The following is a 19,741-nucleotide window of genomic DNA, read 5'->3' as shown; positions in this document are numbered from 1 at the left end:
GGCGGGGCGGCGGGCACGGCGAAAGCCGTTACCCGCCGCGGTGAACCGCCGAAGCCGGAGAAACGATGAACGCGCACGCCACCGGGCCCGGCGCGATGCGGCGCCGTGGGTGGCCGGGGGTGGGGCCGGTGCGGCGGGCGACCGCGGCGTCCCGTCCATCGAGGACGGCACGCGACAGGGAAGCCCCTACCGGCGAGGGTGCGCGTGGATGATCACGGGGCCGACCGACACCCGCGGGGTCGAGCCATGAGACCGCGGTGGTCTCCTGCGGGGTCCATCGGCGGGCACTGGGCGCCGCACGCGTGCGGCGGCACGCGCCTCAGATCGTTCGGCAGCGGACAAACATGTAGACCATGCGGCGATCGTATCCGATCACCGGCCGACCGGTGGCCCGGCCCCGGTGGCCGGCAGTCCGGACGGCGGACTTGGTCGCCGTGCGCCCAGGCGGCTCAGGGTGACTGACCTTGGGGTAACCACGCACTTCAAAGTGGGTTCTTGTGGACATGTTCCCTGCTGCGTGAGCGTGTTCCGCATGAATACGCGATACGAACACATCAGCATTCTCGGCCTGGGAGCCATGGGACGGGCGCTGGCGGACGCGCTCCTCGGCGCGGGCCGCGAGGTCACGGTCTGGAACCGCTCCGCCGGCAAGGCGGGCGAACTGGTCGCGCGCGGCGCGAAAGAGGCGTCGAGCGTCGGAGAGGCCGTCGCGGCGGGCGACTTGACCGTGATCTGCCTGCTGGACGACGCGAGTGTGCGCGAAACGCTCACCCCCGTCCTGAGCGACCTGACCGGCACCACGCTGGTCAACTTGACCAGCGGCTCGGTACGGCAGGCGCGCGCACTCGCCGGATGGCTCGAAGGGTACGGAGTGCGTTTCCTGGCCGGCGGGATCATGGCTGTGCCGCAGTCGGTCGGGACTCCGGGAGCCTTCATCCTCTACAGCGGTCCGCGCGACCTGTTCGACCGCGTCGCTCCGGCGCTCGGCCCCATGGGGCGCGCGCACTGGGTGGGCGAGGACGCGGGGTTCGCGGCGCTGTACGACATGGCCGCGCTCAGCGGCATGTACGGCATCGGTGCCGGTACGGACCATGCCGTGGCGCTGGTCCACGCGGAAGGCGGCGACCTTGGCACCTTCAAGCGCGAGGTGCTGCGGCCGTGGTTGGAGCAGATGCTGCCCCTTACCGTCGACGGCGCGGACGCGAGCGCATCCGTCCCGGACGAGTACAACCCCGCCATGCAGGCGGTCGGCCTGGAGAACATCCTCGCCGCCTCCGGGGAGGCGGGCGTGCCCGCGGAGCTGGCCGGACACCTCAGTGCCTCGCTGTGGCGGATGCGGCGGGCCGTCGCGAACGGCTGAACCCGCGCTCGGGTATCCATGAGTGAGGCGACGCGGCCTGGCTATCATGGGAAGGATGCGTAACCCGCCGTACATCTGTGCCCTCGACGCCGCGATGGATGTCGTCGAGGGCAAGTGGAAGGCGCTCATCCTCTGGGCGCTGGACGAACGGCTGCACCGCTTCGGCGAGTTGCGGCGCAGTCTCCCCGGGATCAGCGAGAAGGTGCTCGCCCAGCAGCTACGCGAGCTGGAGGCGGACGGCATCGTCCGGCGGACCGTGTTCGAGGAGACGCCGCCCCGCGTCGAGTACGAGTTGACCGATGAAGGGGCTGCGCTCTACACGGCACTCGGCGGCCTGGGGGAATGGGGAGCCCAACGCATGCACACGCTCGGAATCGTCCCCACGCACGGCAAGGAGCGGGTCGAGCCCTGAGCAGCGGCTTGCCGCCCGACGCGTGGCGGGCCCTGTCCCGCAGGCCGTGAGCGGCCTACCGCCCGACGCGTGGCGGAGGCTGTCCCGCAAGCCGTGAACCGAAGCTGCGTGTCTTCCGACGCGGCATGCCGACCGGTCCCGCGGGGAGCAGATGATCCGGGCTCACGCGTGGTCCGTGCCGTCGGGTGGCGCGCCGACGCCAGCGCTCGGCTCCGCGGCCATCGGCCGCGGATCCCGCCGCCTGCGGCGGCCGTGCGGCGGCCCGGTCGGACGGTGGCGGTCGCCGACCCGCGCCCCGGTCGCGGGAACCAGCCCCAGGGCTGGTCCGCGACCGGGGCGCCAAGGGCGCGCGGTCAGCGCAGAAGCGCAGCCCACGAGTCCAGTGAACGCATCACGTGCGGCATGCCCTCGGCGGCCGAGGCAACGATGCGCAGTCCGAACTGCCGCTGGGCGGCATGGGCGCCCCGGTGCCCCAGGGCCTGCCACAGCCACCAGGCGATGACCGTGAGCTGACTGCGCAGCAGCCCCGCGAACGCGGATGTATCGGCGCGGCCTCCCGGCGCGCCCTGGGCGAGGTACGCCTCCAGCAACGGCCGGACCACGCGCGGGTCCCCGACGGCTGTGGGCCCGTTGAACGGGGTGGCGAAGCGGAACGCCACATTCACTGCCTCCCACCACGGCACGTCCGCCCTGGCTCCCTCCCAGTCGATCAACGAATAGCCGGTCGCTGTGCGCAGCACGTTGGCTCGGGAGGTGTCGCCGTGCACGAGGACCCTGCCAGGGCCGTCGCGCAGGGCCAGGGCGACCAGCGCGGTGGCGTCTTCGATGACAGGCAGCAGAGACCGCGCCGGGGCGGCCACAGGGTGGTTCGCCGCTTCCGCCTCGGCCACCCACGCGCGCCAGTCGGTGAGTGGATGCAGGGCGGGCTCGTCCTGTGGGCCCGCGTCCCGGTCCGTGCCCAACAGCGCCACGCGGCCCAGCGTGGCGCCCACCCAGCTGGCCGCTTCCGTGGGCGCGGAAGCGGCCACGTCGAGGTGTCTGAGGTCGTGGCCTTCGACCCATTCGCTGACCCGTACCAGCTCGTGGCCTTGCGGGTGGTGCCAGTAGCCGATCGCAGGAGCGGGCGGTTCGACGGGCCGCGGTGAGGGGATGCCGGCCGTCAGGGCGGCACTCTCCAGCCGGTGGACTCGTTCCGCGTGCCGGCGCCGCCATGCGCCGGACAGGCGGTCGGCCTTGACCACCCATCGGCCTCCGGTCGTCGTGAGCACCCAACTGCTCGGCGGCTGCCCGCCGTTGGCCAGCGGGCGCATAGGGCCGCGTGGCCTCCCGAGTCCGAACGCGGAGGCGATAGCAGCGGCAGTCAGCGACATCCGAGCAGTGTGGCGCCCGGGAGGGAGCGGCGCACTCCGATTCGCCGCGCGGCACACAGCCTGATGGCCTTGGCCTGTGTGGCGGGTGAATCAGGGAGCGGGCCGGTCAGGGAAGCCAGTCGACGTAGCGGGTGGGAGCGAGGTGAGCATGCTTGTCGGTGAGGACGTCCCTCTGGACGGCAGCGAACATGCCGGCGGTGGGGTCGGTGACGACAGTGCGTTTGTCGGATGCGTGGGCCAGCGTGATCCGGCCCAGTTCGTCGAGAGGGAAGATGTCCGGGCCGGCGATGGTGCGGATGCCCCCCAGCGGTGGGCCCGCGGCGACGTCCGCGACTACGGCGGCCACGTCCTGGGCGGCGATCGGCTGAATCGGCGTGGCGGGCAGTCGGACGGTGTCCTCGTCGGCCGTCCAGGAGAGGACCGCGTCGATGAACTCCATGAACTGCGTCGCGCGCACGATCGAATAGGGAATCGGCCCGGCCGCGAGAAGGTCCTCCTGGAGGACTTTGGCCCGGTAGTAGTCCAGTTCCGGTACGCGGTTCACGCCCACGATGGACAGCACGACGAAATGGCGGACACCGCTCCTGTGGCCTGCGGCCAGCAGGAGATCCATTGAGGTTCTGAAGAAGGCCGCGGATGCGTCGTCGAAAGTCGGGGAGTTCGTCAGGTTGACGATGACATCGACTCCCGCCACTGCCTCGTCCACGCCCTGGCCGCTGATGACGTCGACGCCGGTGGATTTCGAGTGTGGGACCGCCTCATGCCCGGCGGCGTTGAGGTTGTCGACGACCTGGGAGCCGATCAGCCCGGTCCCACCGATGACTGCGAACTTCATGGCACGCCTTTCGTCGCGTGGTGCGTCCGCACCACCGGACATGATGCCTCGGCCGTCGCCGGGCACCAGGCCGTGGACTCGGATCCGGTCACCGTGTCGTCACCGGACGACGCGTCAGAAATCCTGCCTCATTCGCCCGGCTTTCTTCCTCCCTGTCGCTACGGAATACCGCAGGGTGCAGCGGACGGTGCGGGAGCTGGCCGGCGGGCAATCGAGCAGGACGACACGACGCCGGGTGTGCTCAGTGCTGAATCAGCCCGCCGACGGAGACCGGAGCGACATGGCCGGTCGCTGGGAGGGTCTGCACGAGAGCAATGCCCACATCGACCAGCGAAGAGCGGCGCAGGCCGGCGATGTCGGGTAGGGGAGTCCAGGCCGTTACGGGAGTTTCGCCGTTTGGCTCCGGCCGCAGTTGGCCACCGGTGATACGGACTTGGTAGAGGATGCCGATGTTCTGGTGCTCGATTCCCGAGCGTGCGGCGGGTGCGGGTATTACCCGTGAGTCCACCCCAAGGAGCCGTTCGACCACCGCGTTGTATCCGGTCTTCTCGGCGATCTCCCGGACCACCGTGTCGAACGGGTCCTCCGCATGCTCGATTCCGCCGCCCGGCAGGGTCCAGACGGTTGCCCGGTGGTGGGCAAGCAGCACCCGTCCGTCCTCGATGCACACGGCGTAGGCCGCCAGCCGGGAACTCATCTGCCCACCTCCCGTTGGATTTTATGCCGGTGGTCCGGGGGGTGGGGTTGCCTTGGCGCGTGTCGTGGGGGGTGGTTTGTGCGGGTTGCTGTGCGGTTGGTCTCGGTTTTCGTGTCGGGTTGTGCTTGTTTTCGGTTTTTCGGGTGTGTCGGTGGCTGGTGGTGGGGTGGGTGGGCCTGCCGGTCGCGAGGTGGGGACGCGCCCTGGATTGTCGGGGTGGCGTCTCGCGACCGGCGGGCTTGTTGTGCGTGCCGTTGCCGTCACGTGTTGCACAGCCGGTCCTTCGCACCACGTACCGCTTCCGGGTGGTGGTTTCGGGTCCGGTTGCCGGGGAGCTGGTCGCCGTCGGCCAGTGGGCGCCGTGGCCGGGAGGGACTGTCCCCGTTCGGAGGAGAAGACGGGACCGGCGAGTTCGGGGGGCGCGTCCGGGCGGGTGCCGCCCGTGGGAGGTCGATGCGTTCCGGTGTTGTGTCGCCGTGGCCCGTGAGCGGGTGGAGGGCAACTGGTCCTCCCAGCCGACCGGTTGCCTGCGGTAGCCGCTCGTTGTCGTGCTCACTCGTCGGTGGTCATGGGCTTCCTTTCTGTTTTTGGGGTGTTCGGGCCTTTGGCTCCCCTTGCGGGCCCGGTGGGTATGACACTAGGGGAATGGTTACGGAGAGTGAACGGCGTGTGGGGGTGGTGAGGGGCGCGCGGGTGCGGGGCGCGCGCGGTGGGGTCTCTCGGCCGTACGGGGCGGCGGGAGCGGGCCCGTGCGGCGGGCCGCCGTCGGCGGCGGTCACGATCGCCACGTGGCGCGGTCGCCCCCGCGCAAGGCCGCGGGCCGCCCCGCGCCCCCGCACGACTCGGGCACCTCTCGTGGGCGACCCCACGCGGACGGACCCATGTTGGAGACCCATGCGGACGGACCCGGCCGAGCGGGCGCCCGCCGCCGCGAGGCCGGGACCCGGCGCACGGACGGTAGGGGACGTGGGGAGCGGACCCTGAAGCCCTCCCTGCCCGGCCCGTAAGGGTGAGTCGGCCGCGGGGATGACCATGGGCCGGGCGGCGTTCCGACCGGCGGGCGATGCCCGTCGGGGGCGGGCGGCGGCAAGGTTGAGGCATGAGTACCGCAACTGTTCACCCTGCCGCCGACGCTCCTTCCGCCCTGGTCCGCGCGCCGGGACTGCTCAGTGCCGCGGCCCGCGTCGTGCGGGCCGTGCGGATCGTGGCGGGGACGGCGTTCGAGGTGGCCGTCCTCGGCCGCGTGCCGGACGAACCGCCGGCTCAGACACCGCCCAACTCCTCCTCGTCACCCGCCGCGAACACGTCGCCCGCGTCCATGATCCGGTAGGCGTAGCCCTGTTCGGCGAGGAACCGCTGCCGGTGCGCGGCGAACTCCTGGTCGACCGTGTCGCGCGCGACGACCGAATAGAAGCGCGCCTCGTGCCCGTCCGCCTTCGGACGCAGCACCCGGCCGAGGCGCTGGGCCTCCTCCTGGCGTGAGCCGAACGTGCCCGACACCTGGATGGCGACGGTCGCCTCCGGGAGGTCGATCGAGAAGTTCGCCACTTTCGACACCACGAGGACCGACAGCTCACCGGCCCGGAACGCGTCGAACAGCTTCTCACGCTGGGCGTTGCTCGTGTCCCCCTTGATGACGGGCGCGGAGAGCTGTTCGCCCAGCTCGTCGAGCTGGTCGATGTACTGGCCGATGACGAGGGTCTGCTCCCCGGCGTGCCGGCGCACGAGAGTCTCGGTGACGCGGCGCTTGGAGTCGGTCGTGGCGCAGAACCGGTAGCGCTCCTCAGGCTCCGCCATGGCGTAGGCGAGCCGTTCCGAGTCGGTCAGGTCGACGCGGACCTCCACGCAGTCGGCCGGCGCGATCCAGCCCTGTGCCTCGATCTCCTTCCACGGCGCGTCGAACCGCTTGGGCCCGATCAGCGAGAACACATCGGACTCGCGGCCGTCCTCGCGCACCAGTGTGGCGGTCAGTCCGAGGCGGCGGCGGGCCTGGAGATCGGCGGTGAACTTGAACACCGGAGCCGGCAGCAGATGGACCTCGTCGTAGATGATCAGCCCCCAGTCGCGCGAGTCGAACAGCTCCAGGTGCGGATACACGCCCTTGCGCCGCGTCGTCAGCACCTGGTAAGTAGCGATGGTGACCGGCCGGATCTCCTTGCGGGTGCCGCTGTACTCGCCGATCTCGTGCTCCGACAGCGACGTCCTGCGCATCAGCTCGGACTTCCACTGGCGAGCCGAGACCGTGTTGGTGACGAGGATCAGCGTGGTGGAACGCGCCTGCGCCATCGCCCCCGCGCCGACGAGCGTCTTGCCCGCGCCGCACGGCAGCACGACGACGCCCGAGCCGCCGTGCCAGAAACCGGACACGGCCTGCTCCTGGTAGGGGCGCAGCTGCCAGCCGTCCTGAAGCAGCTCGATCGGGTGGGCCTCGCCGTCGACGTACCCCGCCAGGTCCTCCGCCGGCCAGCCGAGCTTCAGCAGGGCCTGCTTGATCTGGCCGCGCTCGGAGGGGTGGACGACCACGGTGTCCGGATCGACACGGGCACCGACCAGCGGCTGGATGCGTTTGGAGCGAAGCACTTCTTCGAGCACGGGCCGGTCGGTGGTCTGGAGCACCAGGCCGTGCGCGGGGTGCTTGACCAGCGAGAGACGCCCGTACCTGGCCATCGTTTCGGCCACGTCGACCAGCAGCGCCTGAGGCACGGGGTAGCGCGAGTGCGTCACCAGGGCGTCGACGACCTGCTCGGCGTCGTGCCCGGCGGCCCGCGCGTTCCACAGGCCGAGCGGGGTCACCCGGTAGGTGTGGATGTGCTCGGGGGCACGCTCCAACTCGGCGAACGGCGCGATGGCGCGTCGGCACGCCTCGGCCTGTTCGTGATCGACTTCAAGCAGCAGCGTCTTGTCGCTCTGCACGATGAGGGGGCCTGTCACGCTCGTGTCTCTCCTCCGGCCTGGCGGGAACTGGCCAAGCCTCCAGTCTGCCGGATCGACCCGGCAATCCGCCGGGCATCCGCTCGCCAGGTGCTCGCGGTCGGTCGCTCGCCAGGTGCTCTCGGGCGGTAGCCCGCGCCTTCCGGGGAGCGGCGCGTGCCGTCTTTCCGGGAGCGGCGCGGGCCGTCAGTGGGGCGCAGCCGCGCCGCCGACGACAGCGAGGAAGTTGCCGACCAGCGGGGTGGACTCGTCACCGCGCCAGGCCATGGCGACGGTCGTGCGGGCGGAGGCGGGTTCGACGCGGCGGAACACGACGCCTTCGCACCGCATGCGCCGGATGCACGCGGGGGCGAGCGACACACCCATGCCGGCCGCGACCATGGCGCACACGGTCGGCCACTCGACCGCGTGCTGCGCCACGCGCGGTGTGAATCCCGCTTCGGCGCACAGGCCGGTGATCCGGTCGTGCAGTTCGGGGCCCACGGCACGGGGCAGCAACACGAACGGGGAATCCGCCAGCAGCCCGAGCGGAACGGACCGGCGCGCGGCCAGCGGGTGGCAGGCCGGCAGCACCGCGACGAAGGGCTCGGTGAGCACGGTCGCAAACCGGAGCCCTGCCCGGTCCGCGGGCTGTTCGCGCAGGAGGCCCACGTCGATGTCGCGCTCGCGCAGGGCGGTGAGCTGCGGCGCCGAGGTCATCTCCCGCACGTCGAGCCGCACGTCGGGGTACCGCTCGCGGAACCTGCCGAGCAGGCCGGGCAGCACGGTCAGCGCGAGGGACGCGGCGAATCCGATCCGCAGGCGCCCCGTCCGGCCGCTTCCCGCGGCTCGTGCGGCGCTCAGGCCGTCCGCGAGACCGGTCAGGGCGGCGCGGGCCGCGGGCAGGAGCTCGCGGCCGGCCGGTGCCAGCTCGACGCGGCCGGGACCCCGGGTGAACAGCGGGTGCCCGACCTTTTCCTCCAGGCGGCGGATCTGCTGGCTCAGCGGCGGTTGCGCGACGCCGAGCCGGGCGGCGGCGCGGCCGAAGTGCAGTTCCTCGGCGAGTACGGCGAACGCGTGCAGCTGCGACAGCGGCACCTCGGGGTTTTCCTGGACGTATCTCCGCTGGTCACTTAGCGTTTCCGGCATGACGGAACGACGCGCGGTCCTCAGCGGCTCGACGTATGAGGAGCAGATCGGCTATGCCCGTGCCGTGGTCGACGGCGACTGGGTGCACGTGTCCGGTACGACCGGGTTCGACTACGCCACGATGACGATCTCGGACGATGTGGTGGAGCAGGCCGAGCAGTGTCTGCGCACCATCGGTGCCGCGCTTGCGGAGGCCGGCGCCTCGTTCGCCGACGTGGTGCGGGTGCGGTACATGCTGCCGGACCGTGACGACTTCGAGCCGTGCTGGCCCCTGCTGCGCGGTTGCTTCGGGCAGATCAAGCCCGCCGCCACGATGATCGAGTGCGGCCTCGCCGACCCCCGGATGAAGATCGAGATAGAGGTCTGCGCGCGGCGACCGGCCGCGTGAGAGCAGCCCGCCCGGCACAGCCGGCCGTGCCGGGCGGGCACACGGCGGCAGGTCGCGGTGCGGCCGTGCCTCCGCGGCAGCCGTGACCGCCGCCGGACGGTTGTCCCGTGACCGCCGCCGGACGGTTGTCCCGCGACCGTCGTCGGCGGTTGTCGCGCCGCGGAGCCATCGGCCCGGCCGCGTTCGCGCCGCGCACGTGGGCCCGGCGCCGGGACGCCGGGCCCACGTGCGGAAGAGGCCGCGCGTCAGGGGGCGGTCACCTCGACCAGGACCTTCCCGACCGCCCCCGCCTCCACCGCGTCGTGGGCGCGCCCCGTCTCCTCAAGCGGATAGCGGTGCAGCGGAAGCCCCGCCTCCTCGCCGACGGGCAGCGCGCCGTCCCGCAGCGCCGCCGCCACATCCTCGGCGCCGGCCCGCAGGGTCTGCTCGCCCACCGTGTACAGGACGAGGAACTGGTAGCGCACGTTGCGGAACAGGTACGGGCCGAACTCCAGGCGCACCGCGTCATCGCCCCGGTCGTTGCCGTAGACGGCGATGGTTCCCCGGTCGGCGATCACTTCGGCGTCGAGGGCGGCGTTGGCGTTCGCGGCGACCTCGACCACGATGTCGACGCCGTTCGGGGCGATCTTCCGGATCGCGCCGGCCGTGTCCGGGTCGGTGTACTTCAGCACGTGCGACGCGCCCGCCGCGGTCGCGAGCGCCGCCTTGGCGTCCCCGCTGACGGTCGTGATGACCTCGGCCCCCGCCCATCGCGCGAGCTGGATCGCCGCATGCCCCACGGCGCCCGCACCGCCGGAGACCAGCACGGTCCGGCCCGCGAGCGCCCCGGGGGCCAACCGCCGCGGTCCGTCCTCGTGAACGGTGAGCGCGCGGTGCGCGGTGAGGGCGGGAACGCCGATGGCGGCGGCCGTGTCGAAGTCGATGCCGTCCGGGAGCGGCGCCACCCGGTCGGTGGACAGCGTCGTGAACTCCTGGGCCGTTCCTGAGCCGGGCCGGTAGGCGGAGGCCATGAACGTCCAGACCCGGTCGCCCACCCGCAGGTGCTCGACGCCGGGGCCGACCGCGTCGACGATGCCCCCGGCGTCGAGGTGGGGGACCGTTTCCTCGCCGGTGCCGCCGGACGGCCCGTTCTCACGCTGCTTCCAGTCGGTGGGGTTCACGCCCGAGGTCACGACGCGGACCCGGACCTCGCCGGCGTCCGGCCGGCGCGGTTCGCGCTCGACCAGGTGGAGAACGTCGGACGGGCCGCCCTGGTGGTAAACGATGGCTCTCATACCGGGTGCGAACCTGCCGTGCCGGTATGTTGTTCCGCCCGCGCGCCCGGTTACCGCGTTCGGCCCAGCACCGCGGCCCGGCATCGGCTCGGCATCGGCTCGGCCCAGCACCGCGGCCCGGCATCGGCTCGGCCCAGCGCCCCGGCCCAGCGCCGCGGCCCGCCGCCGTCTCGGCCCAGGGGGAGCGGAAGCGCTCAGCGGTGGGCGAGCAGCGTCCTGGCGATGGTGGTCTGCACGGGCGACAGCGCGGGTTCGCCGTCCTCGATGTCCCACAGGCAGTTCTGGAGCACCCGGGCCAGCGACCAGCCCTTGGCGCGGTCCCGGTCCAGGGACAGCACCTCGGTCATGAGGTCGAAGCGCGGCAGGATCTCGGCCGGGTCGAACCGGTTGTCGAGCGCGGGCAGCAGATCGAATCCGGGGTCGCCGACCAGCGGCTCGGGGTCGATCGCGAGCCACGGTTCGCCGCGTTCGCCGCCGGGCGCGGGGGCCAGGACGTTCTCGTAGTGCAGGTCCCAGTGCAGCAACGACTCGCCCGGCTCCGGCAGCAGCTCGCGCGTCGCGGCGGCGCAGTCGGCCAGCAGCCTGCGGTCGTCGTCGCGGGGCAGGCGCGGCAGCAGTTCCGGGGCCTGGGCGACCATCGCGCCGGCCACGTCCCGCAGGTGCCGGACGCCGGGCGGCGGCGGCACGGCCGTCAGGCGGGCGAGGAGCCCGGCCAGCAGCCCGCAGGCGGCGCGGGCGTCGGGCACGTCGTCGAGGCTGCGCGCGGGATCGAGGGCTTCGAGCAGCAGCGAGCCGGTGTCCTCGTCGTGGGCCAGCAGGCGCACCGCGCCGGCGCCGTTCCAGGCGCGCAGGGCGGGCGCCTCGCCCGCGTTCTCCTCGGTGCGCGGGCGGATCTTCAGGGCTGCCGGGGTGCCGTCCTCGCGCTCGACCGGCAGCACCAGGGCCACCATGCCGTGCCGCCCCGGGCCGGTGGGGCGCAACCGCCACTGGTCGAGCACACGGGCGGCGAGTCCGGGCAGGGCCTCGGTCCAGGCACGTCCGGCTTCGCCGTTGAACCGCGCCTGGTACGCGGCCAGTCCGGCGGGAACGGTGATCATGTCGCGCCTCCTCCCGGCAGCGTAGCGACCGGGCCCCCGGACGGGTCAGCCGGTGTCCGCGCTGCCGGTGATGCGGTGCAGGGGGTAGGTGCGCACCTCGTCCGCGGTGTGGTCGAACGCGGTGACGAAGCCCCCCTCCACCCGCACCGGCGACACGACGCGGTGGGCCGCGAGGCCGTCCGCGCCCACGTAGCCGATCCTGACAAGACCGCCGGAACGCGCCGCCGCGCGCAACGTCCGCAACGTCGCGTCCGCCGGCGTGCGCGGCGGCGGGCCCGTGGCCTCCGGCACGCGTGCGGCGGCTGGTGCGCGTGCGGCGCCCGTCGCGGCGTGGTCGCCGGCGCGGATGGCGCGCACGGCGGCGGCGAGAAGCGCGTCGTCGGCACGCGGCGGGGTGTCGGGCGCGGGCTCGGGAGCCGAGCGAGGGGGCGTGCGCCTCGGTTGCGCGCGCAGGGCGACCACCGCGCCCTCCGCCGTCTCCGCGGCGGGCGCGAACCCGAGGTCGCGCAGCCCGGCGAGCAGGGCGTCGGGCGGCGCCGCCGAGACCACCACGGTCGGGGCGAGCCGGGTCAGCCGCAGCCCCTCGGCGCGGCGGTCGGCGAGCAGCTGGGTGAGCAGCGACTCGTCCTCGCACCGCACGTAGCTGCCCGCGGCGCCGACCCGCAGCCGGCCGTGCCGCCTGGCCACGTCGTCGATCAGGTAGGTGAGAGGCTGGGGCACGGGGGTCGCGGACCGCGAGGCGACGAACGCGTGCAGTTCCTCGGCCGTCCAGCCCGCGTCCAGCGCGCGGCGCACCGAGGCGGGTGTGAACCGGTAGACGGTGGCCACCCCCTTGGACTCCACGTCGGCGGCCAGGGCCATCGCCTGCCGCAGCTCGCGGTCCAGCGGGCCGGGGGCCACGGCCGTCAGGTCGGCCTGCACCAGCACGTGGTCGACGGGCGCCGGGAGGTGGGCGGCGAGGAGCGCCGCGGCGGCCTCCCGTTCCGCCCGGCCGGGGAGGTCGCCGAGCACGTGCCCGGCATCGGCCCCGACATCGGCCCCGGCACCGTCACCGGGCTCACCGCCGCGGCCGTTCCCGGCCTCCTCCCCGCCCCTGGTGCCGTTCGCGCTCCCGGCGCCGACGCACGGCGGGGTGGCGCCCTCCGGCGCGTGGGGCAGCAGCGGGCGCGTGAACGAGGCGAGGGCGCCCCGCCCGGTCACGCCCAGCAGCTCCGCCTCGGCGAGCGCCGCCGCGCACAGCTCCCCGCGCGTCTCGTCGGCCAGTCGGCGCGGCAGCTCCCAGTCGATGCGCCGTCGCACGGCGGCGGGATCCGGGGCGTGGCCGGGCGGAACGTCCGCGAGCAGCCGCAGCGTGGCCAGCCGCAGCTCGGCCGCGGGGCCGCGGTCGAGGCCGGGCCCGAGCGCGGTGAGCAGCCTGCCCTTGCCGTCGCGGGTGCCGACGAGCCCCGGCACGCGGGTGCCGGCGAGCCACGCGGTGACCAGGTGCAGCCAGCGTTCCTCGGGCGGCCGGCGGCACCAGGTGTCGTACGCGGGGGTGGGCGCGAACCGTTCGTCCGCCGCCCCGTCCGAGGCGAGCAGCCCGGCGCCGAAGACGAGTTCGAGCCAGAAGGCGGCGTCGGGTTCCGAGGTGTCGAGGGCGACGGCGAGACGTTTGAGGTCGCGGGCGCCGAGGCCGCCGGCCCGGAGCACAGGGGGCGCTTGGTGCTCCCACGCGGTCAGCAGTTCCTCGACCAGCACGAGCGCGGCGCCGGCCGCGCCGGCCGCCGCGGCGTCCACGGCGTCCGGTTCGAACGTCGCGCGCGGCAGCAGCTCGGGCGGGTCGGGGCGCAGCTCCCGGTGCGCCCGGCCGCCGCGCAGGTACAGGGCGACCTCGCGGGGCAGCACGACCGTGCCCGGCGCGGTCGGCATCAGCAGGGCGCGGTCGATCAGCCAGCGCAGGTGCGGCCCCGGCCGTGCGGAGACCTCGCCGTAGGGCGGGCCCCAGGCCAGCCGCTCCAGCACCGCGAGTGCGGGGTCCGGGGCCTCGGCCAGCAGGGCCGTCAGCCGCTCCGGGTCGGTGAACAGGTCGGTGAGAGCCGTCAGGGCGCTCACCGGGTCGTGCGTCGGCGGCAGCCCGGTGCCGGCCAGCAGGTCCTGCATGCGGCTGGGCGAGATGCCGGCCGCGGTCTCCGCGAGGGCGGGGCCGAGGCCGGTGCCGCTGGGCCGGGCGGCGGTCGGCGCGAGCAGTTCCTGGGCCGTGCGGACCAGGCGCAGGGCCTCGGGCCTGCCCCAGAGCAGTGCGCGGGCGCGCAGCGCGGCGAGTGCGCCGGGCAATTGCTTCTCCCCGCCCGGCAACAGTGCGGCCAGAACGGGGTACGGGCAGGGCTGCGGGGCGATGGCCAGCGCCTCCGCGGTCTGGAGGGCGAAGGTGTCGAGCCGGTCGAGCGCGCGCAGCACCGAGGCACGGGCGCCCGCGCGCGTGGCCAGCTGCGAGAGGTCACCGGGCAGCGGCGAGAGCAGGTCGGCCCGGGCGCGCAGCAGCCCGGCCAGCTCCGCGTCGGAGCGGGAGCGCAGCTCGTCGGCGAGGGTACGGGGGCTGGTGGCGGTCATCCGACCAACGGTAGCGGCAGGAGGGCGCGCCACGCACGGGACGCCACGGGATGCCGGCGGACACCGGCTCGCGTCGTCGGCGCCCGAAGCGCGGCCCGCGCCTCCGGTCCCCATCTCCTGCGGGGGGAACACGTTCAGGGGCATCGTTGCACCGTGGCATATGTGCGATCAGTTGAACGCGTAGGCGAGTGGACTCAAGGGGTGAGGGGGCGGCAGACTCGTCAGGCAGCCAACGGAAGGACCGGGAGACACGATGCCGCCGAGGGAGAATCCGACCGCTCGACAGGCGCGCCTGGGTGCGGAGTTGAGGAAGCTGCGGGAGCGGGCCGGCCGGACGGCCCGGGAAGCCGCCGGCATGCTGGGGACCGACCAGGGCAAGATCAGCCACATAGAGTCCGGCCGCATCGGCGTCAGCGAGGAGCGCATCCGGAAGCTGGCAACCTTCTACTCCTGTTCCGATCAGGCGCTGCTCGACTCCCTGTGCGCCATCGCGCGCGAGCACCGCGGCCAGTTCTGGTGGGACGAGTACCGTGGCATTGTTGCCCCTGGCCCGCTGAACGTCGCCGAGCTGGAGCACCACCTCGTCGGCATGCAGATCATGCAGACCGTGACCGTGCCGGGTCTGCTCCAGATCGCGGACTACGCCCGCGCCCTGTTCCGCGGCAACGTCATCGAGCTGCCGCCCGAGGAGGTCGAGACCCGCACCGAGTTCCGCATGCGGCGCAAGGTCGTGCTCGAACGCGAGAACCCGCCGCCGTTCGACGTCTTCATCCACGAGGCCGCCCTGCGGATGCGGTTCGGCGGTCGCGCCGTCGTACGGCGGCAGCTCGAATACCTGATGGCCGCCTCGGAACGGCCCGCGATCACGGTCCGCGTGGTGCCCTTCACGAACGAGGACTTCTTCGAGGCCGTCCAGCCCGTCCTGTACGCCACCGGCGTCGTACCGCAGCTGGACACCATACAGATCGACACCCCGTTCGGCGGCGGATTCCTGGACGCGGAGGCCGACGTGCTGGCCTACCGCGCGTTCTTCGCGCGGGCCCGCAAGGTGTCCCTGGACGCCGACGAGTCCCGGCAGCTCATCCACCACATCGCGCGGGAACTGTGAGGAGTCGGACGATGCGGACCCCGACCGTCGCCGGCACGCGCTGGCAGCGCTCCTCCTTCTCCGGCGGCACCGGGGACAACTGCCTGGAACTGGGCAGAGCGGCCGGCCGCGGCGGCGGGCTGCTGCTGCGGGAGTCCGACGCGCCGTGCGCCGTGCTGACCACGAGCGGTGCCCGCCTGGCCGCGCTGCTGCGGGAGGTGAAGGCCGGGCGGTTCGACCGGCTGGCCCCGGGGCCAGGCCGGGCCGGGTGAACGGGACGGCGGAGCCGGTGAACGCCGCTTCGCCGTCCGGGTCCTCGCGCCCGGCACCCGTCCGGGTCCTCGCGCCCCGGCCCCGTCAGACCGTCTCGGCGCGCGGCGGCTCGCCACGCGCCCCGCTCAGCCCTCGGCCGCCGGGCGCGGACGGCGCGCGCGATAGAGCAGGAACGCCGCGCTGGCCAGAGCGGCGCCGCGCAGCAGCCACGGCCAGTGGTCAGCGAACGCGGCCTCCATGTCCCCGTCCGCGAGCGGCCCGCCCCAGTACCCGGCGGAGCGGCCGAACAGCCACAGCAGATAACCGCCGACGACCACGGCAGGCATGCCGAACGTGGCCCACTGCGCGAGCCTGCGGCTCAGCCGGGGCGACCAGTAGGCGGCCAGCCAGCCGAGGCCGAGCACCACGATCTCGCCGGCCACGGTGCCCGCCACGAGCAGCAGCGCGGCCAGGTACTCGACCGGGCCGCCCACGCGCCGGCCGGTGAGCGCGGCCCGGGCCCACCGGCGCCGGCGCGGCACCGCGGGGTCGGGCACGGCTTCGCGCACCGCCTTCTCGGCCTCGGCGGCGGCCTCGGGATCGAGCGCGTCCCCGGGGTCCGCGTCGGGCGGCGCGGCCGGGGCCCGCAGCATCTCGGGGATCTCGATGCCGCCGAAGAACCGGCCGATCTGGCCGTCCGGCCACGGCTCCTGACGTTCCGATGGCCCGTCAGACTCCTTGTCGAGCAGCCCGCCGCCGAGGCCACCGCCGCCTGCGAGGCCGCCAGTTGGCGTGCCACCGAATCCACCGCCGCCGGGGCCGAGCCCGCCGCCCGGCCCCTCGCCGCCGAGCGGCACCCCGGGGCCCTGCCGGTCCGCGGCGCCGTCGGGCGGGCGCGGCGCGGCGGGCGCGCGTTCCGCGGCCGACGGGCCGGGCGCCGGGCGCGCCGACTCCGCCTCCCGCGCCGGCGGCTGCTCGGAACGCGCCCGCCGGGGCGTGCGCGCGGGCGCGCGCACGCCGCCGGACGGCCGCGGCTCGGGCACGGGCGGCGGTGCCGCGGCCGGCGCGCCGTCACGTTCCGCCGCGGCGGCCACGACCTCTTCCGGCCGGCCCATCCGGCCCAGGATCCGCTTCACCTGCGCGCCGCTCTCCGCGCCACCGGCGGCGGCACGCTGCCTGCCGATCTCGTCCCGCAGCCCGTTCACCAGCGTCGCCCGCTGCTGGGCCGACATCTGTGTCCCGTGCGCCAGGTCTCCGACCCGGCTCAGGTAGTCAAGTACGAGTCGTTCGCCTTCGATTCCCACGCCACTGCCCCTGCGTCGAGCCGACCGGCACCCAGCCTAGAGCCCGTGCCCCCGGGGCGCACCCGGGTCGGCGCCGATACGGAACGGCCGGGTCGGCGCCGAGGTGGAACGACGAGGGGCGTGCGGAACGGCCGGGGAGCGCCGATACGGAACGGCCCGGACGCGCGGATACGGAACGACGCGGGCGCGCCGACGCGGAACGGCCCGGGCGCCGCGGCGGCAAACGGCCGGGGCATCAGGGGGCGTTGCGGCGGAAAACGGCGCCGGTCGCCGCCCCGCGGCACGGCGCGATCCGGATCGGCGCGGCGACGGGCGAACACGGTTCCGGTGGGGGCGTACCGGCGGAACCTGAGGGAACGCCGTTGTTCATCGCAGGTTCACCGAAGGCCGTACAACCCGCTACCCACAGCTCGTTACATGGTGAAGTCCTTGCCGGACACGGACATCACGCACCCCCGGGACCCGGACCATGGCGAGTGGCCTGACGACTTCCACCACGGTCCGAAGTGGCGCGCACCGCCGCGGACCGGGTCTGAAGACCGCACAGCGTTCTTCACTGCCGACATCGACAGCGAGGGAGAGCGCCATGGGCGCCTGGTTGAGCACGACGCAGCCGCCGAGACGGCAGTCGCCCGGTGCGGACGACGAGCCGGCCGGCGGCGCCCTCGTGGACCCGCCCGTGCCCGCGCAGGCCCGCATACCGCTCGGCTCCGACCCGGTCGTGCTGCTCGCGGACGCCGACGAGCGCATCCGGCAGGGCCTGACCGCCCAGCTCGCCAAGTACCAGGTGTCGGTGGTGCATTGCCCCGACGGCGCCGCCGCGCTGCTTGAGGCCGGACTGCGCAAGCCGGACGTGCTGCTCGTGTCCGCCGACCTGCCCGTGATCGACGGGGCGACCGTGCTGCGGCTGGTCCGCCGGCGTCTGTCGATTCCCGTCGTCCTGGGCGTCGGCCCGGACGACACCGCGCAGGTCGGCCCCGCGCTCGCCGCCGGCGCGAGCGCCTGTGTCGCGCGCCCCTACCGGCCGCGCGAGGTCGCGCAGTTGCTCAGTCTCGCCGACCGCGGCAGCCGGGGCTGGGACCAGCCGCTGGTCTGCGGGCCGCTGACCCTCGACCCCAGCACCTACGAGGTGCGGATGCACGGCGTGCCCACGGCGCGGCTGCCGCTGCGGGAGTTCCAGCTGCTCCACCTGCTGATGCTCAACGCCGAGAAGGTCATCACGCGGGACCGGATCAGGGCGGAGCTGTGGGGGGAGGGCGCGCGGCGTTCCAACACCATCACCGTTCACATTAGGCGTCTGCGGGAACGGCTCGGCGACGACCCGCACCACCCGGAGATCATCCAGACCGTGCGCGGCGTCGGCTACCGCCTCGTGCCCCCGTCGAACTGACCCGGCACCCGCCCGTAACCCGGCCGACGCCCGGGTGACGCCCGCTTGACAGCGAGGCGCGGCCGGCCCGGCGCACGCCCCGCGCCGCGCCCGGCCGGCCCCGCGCCCGGCCGCGACGCGGCGGCAGCCGGGTATCTCCCGGGAGGCCGATCCCTTAACGATTCCAGCACTTTTTGTGAAACGGCCGGTTCTGTTAACTCTACCTTTCTGTTCACCTACTGGCCCTCACTGCTTCGCTGGCCGCTCCTACGTTCTCCTCGACACCTTCAAGTCATTGACAACCCGGCCGGCCCGGCTGGGCATGAACAAGGAGCAACGTCCATGCGCAACTGGCGCGCCAAGTCCGCCGCGATAGCCGCGGTGTCCGCCCTGGCCCTGGTCACGGCTTGCAGCAGCGACAACGAGGACGACAACGGCAGCGGCGGCTCCGGCGGCGACGGCGGCACCAGCGAGGAGTCGTCGCTCTCGGGCACCATCTCCGGTGCGGGCGCCAGCTCGCAGGAGGCCGCCCAGGCCGCCTGGCAGGCCGGGTTCAACGAGCTGCACCCCGACGTCACCGTGAACTACGACCCCAGCGGCTCCGGCGCCGGGCGCGAGCAGTTCACCGCGGGCGGCACCGCCTTCGGCGGCACCGACGCCTACCTGTCCGAGGAAGAGGGCGAACTGGCCGCCGCGCAGGAGATCTGCGGCGAGGTCATCGAGATCCCGGTGTACGTCTCGCCGATCGCAGTGATCTTCAACGTCGAGGGCGTGGACTCGCTCAACCTGAGCCCGCAGACCATCGCCGGGATCTTCAACCAGGAGATCACCAACTGGAACGACGAGGCCATCGCGGCCGACAACCCGGACGCCGAGCTGCCCGACCTGGCCATCACGCCGGTCAACCGCTCCGACGACTCGGGCACCACCGAGAACTTCACCGAGTACCTGTCGGTCACCGCCCCCGACGCCTGGCCGCACGAGGTCAGTGACGTCTGGCCGGTCAGCGGTGGCGAGGCCGCGCAGGGCACCTCCGGTGTCGTGCAGGCCGTCACCGGCGGCGAGGGCACCATCGGCTACGCCGACGCCAGCCAGGCCGGCGACCTCGGCACCGTCGCGGTGGGCGTGGGCGAGGAGTTCGTCCCGTACTCGCCCGAGGCCGCCGCCGCCGTTCTTGAGGTCTCCGAGCGCGTCGAGGGCCGCGGCGAGTACGACTTCGCCTACGACCTGGCCCGCGACACCACCGAGGGCGGCGCCTACCCGATCGTCCTGGTGTCCTACGCGATGGCCTGCGCCACCTACGACGACGAGAACACCGCCGAGCTGGTCCGCGAGTACCTGGGCTACATGATCAGCGCCGAGGGCCAGGAGGCCGCGGCCGGTGCCGCCGGCTCCGCGCCGCTGTCGGACGCGCTGCGCACCGAGTTCCAGGCTGCGGTGGACGCCATCTCCGCCGGCTGACCCCGTCCCGGCACCCAGGTCCGGGCGGCCCCTGCCACCAGGCGGGCCGCCCGGACCCGGGCCGTTCGGCGCCGGAGCCCGTTCCGCCGCTCCGTTCGGCCCGGCCGGCCGCCCGGCCCGGTCTCCGCTCCGGCCGCGGGCCCGGCCAGGTGCCCCGGAGTTCCCGCGGCCCGTCCGTTCCGACTTG

General features: G+C 73.8%; 16 protein-coding genes. 7 read left to right on the top strand and 9 right to left on the bottom strand.

Annotation, left to right across the window (positions count from 1 at the left end; genetic code table 11):
* The first annotated feature begins 517 nt into the window (after positions 1–517).
* Together LC193_RS12600 and LC193_RS12595 are read left to right on the top strand one after the other, a co-directional pair.
* Positions 518–1,360, top strand: a complete 843-nt coding sequence (locus LC193_RS12600; RefSeq protein ID WP_226074096.1) for an NAD(P)-dependent oxidoreductase — start codon at positions 518–520, stop codon at positions 1,358–1,360.
* 46 nt (positions 1,361–1,406) lie between these two features.
* Positions 1,407–1,772 carry a winged helix-turn-helix transcriptional regulator gene (locus LC193_RS12595; RefSeq protein ID WP_226074094.1) on the top strand — a complete coding sequence of 122 codons (366 nt, stop codon included), beginning with the start codon at positions 1,407–1,409 and terminating at the stop codon, positions 1,770–1,772.
* 353 nt (positions 1,773–2,125) lie between these two features.
* Here LC193_RS12595 and LC193_RS12590 read toward each other — a convergent pair whose 3' ends face one another.
* From LC193_RS12590 to LC193_RS12570, 5 genes are all read right to left on the bottom strand, one after another.
* Positions 2,126–3,142, bottom strand: coding sequence for a phosphotransferase enzyme family protein (locus tag LC193_RS12590; protein WP_226074092.1), 1,017 nt, complete (start codon positions 3,140–3,142; stop codon positions 2,126–2,128).
* 106 nt (positions 3,143–3,248) lie between these two features.
* A complete protein-coding gene (locus tag LC193_RS12585; protein ID WP_226074089.1) occupies positions 3,249–3,977 on the bottom strand; it encodes an SDR family oxidoreductase in 729 nt (242 codons plus the stop codon).
* Positions 3,978–4,218: 241 nt separating this feature from the next.
* Entirely contained in the window at positions 4,219–4,674 is a 456-nt protein-coding gene (locus LC193_RS12580) for an NUDIX hydrolase (RefSeq protein ID WP_226074087.1), read from the bottom strand.
* Positions 4,675–5,937: 1,263 nt separating this feature from the next.
* A complete protein-coding gene (locus tag LC193_RS12575) occupies positions 5,938–7,605 on the bottom strand; it encodes a DNA repair helicase XPB (protein ID WP_086159949.1) in 1,668 nt (555 codons plus the stop codon).
* Between the two features lie 186 nt (positions 7,606–7,791).
* Positions 7,792–8,733 (bottom strand): LysR family transcriptional regulator, encoded by a 942-nt coding sequence (locus tag LC193_RS12570; protein ID WP_226074086.1) that lies wholly within the window; start codon positions 8,731–8,733, stop codon positions 7,792–7,794.
* Here LC193_RS12570 and LC193_RS12565 point away from each other — a divergent pair.
* A complete protein-coding gene (locus LC193_RS12565; protein WP_226074085.1) occupies positions 8,732–9,121 on the top strand; it encodes a RidA family protein in 390 nt (129 codons plus the stop codon). The genes LC193_RS12570 and LC193_RS12565 overlap by 2 nt on opposite strands.
* A gap of 245 nt (positions 9,122–9,366) precedes the next feature.
* Here the strand turns inward: LC193_RS12565 and LC193_RS12560 are convergent, their stop codons facing one another.
* The 3 genes from LC193_RS12560 to LC193_RS12550 all read right to left on the bottom strand — a co-directional run bounded on the left by LC193_RS12560 (position 9,367) and on the right by LC193_RS12550 (position 14,081).
* Positions 9,367–10,395, bottom strand: coding sequence for an NADPH:quinone reductase (locus tag LC193_RS12560; protein WP_226074084.1), 1,029 nt, complete (start codon positions 10,393–10,395; stop codon positions 9,367–9,369).
* A gap of 194 nt (positions 10,396–10,589) precedes the next feature.
* Positions 10,590–11,492 carry an aminoglycoside phosphotransferase family protein gene (locus LC193_RS12555; protein ID WP_226074083.1) on the bottom strand — a complete coding sequence of 301 codons (903 nt, stop codon included), beginning with the start codon at positions 11,490–11,492 and terminating at the stop codon, positions 10,590–10,592.
* Positions 11,493–11,537: 45 nt separating this feature from the next.
* Entirely contained in the window at positions 11,538–14,081 is a 2,544-nt protein-coding gene (locus tag LC193_RS12550) for a helicase-associated domain-containing protein (protein ID WP_226074082.1), read from the bottom strand.
* Positions 14,082–14,334: 253 nt separating this feature from the next.
* Between LC193_RS12550 and LC193_RS12545 the strand changes: the two genes are divergently transcribed.
* Both LC193_RS12545 and LC193_RS12540 read left to right on the top strand, forming a co-directional pair.
* Positions 14,335–15,189 carry a helix-turn-helix domain-containing protein gene (locus LC193_RS12545; protein WP_086159955.1) on the top strand — a complete coding sequence of 285 codons (855 nt, stop codon included), beginning with the start codon at positions 14,335–14,337 and terminating at the stop codon, positions 15,187–15,189.
* A gap of 11 nt (positions 15,190–15,200) precedes the next feature.
* Positions 15,201–15,440, top strand: a complete 240-nt coding sequence (locus tag LC193_RS12540) for a DUF397 domain-containing protein (protein ID WP_226074081.1) — start codon at positions 15,201–15,203, stop codon at positions 15,438–15,440.
* A gap of 126 nt (positions 15,441–15,566) precedes the next feature.
* On the opposite strand, the gene LC193_RS12535 is transcribed toward LC193_RS12540, so the two are convergent.
* Complete coding sequence (locus LC193_RS12535; RefSeq protein ID WP_226074079.1) at positions 15,567–16,724, bottom strand: hypothetical protein; 1,158 nt, start codon at positions 16,722–16,724, stop codon at positions 15,567–15,569.
* Positions 16,725–17,310: 586 nt separating this feature from the next.
* On the opposite strand from LC193_RS12535, the gene LC193_RS12530 reads away from it, so the two are divergent.
* Both LC193_RS12530 and pstS read left to right on the top strand, forming a co-directional pair.
* Positions 17,311–18,114: a response regulator transcription factor gene (locus tag LC193_RS12530; RefSeq protein ID WP_226074077.1), complete on the top strand. Its 804-nt coding sequence runs from the start codon at positions 17,311–17,313 to the stop codon at positions 18,112–18,114.
* A gap of 321 nt (positions 18,115–18,435) precedes the next feature.
* A complete protein-coding gene (pstS, locus tag LC193_RS12525) occupies positions 18,436–19,554 on the top strand; it encodes a phosphate ABC transporter substrate-binding protein PstS (RefSeq protein WP_226074075.1) in 1,119 nt (372 codons plus the stop codon).
* The last annotated feature ends 187 nt before the right edge of the window (positions 19,555–19,741 follow it).

Origin of the sequence: Streptomyces marincola (genome assembly GCF_020410765.1) — a bacterium.
Taxonomy (GTDB): Bacteria; Actinomycetota; Actinomycetes; order Streptomycetales; family Streptomycetaceae; genus Streptomyces; species Streptomyces marincola.
This window is presented reverse-complemented; position numbering and strand designations above follow the sequence as displayed.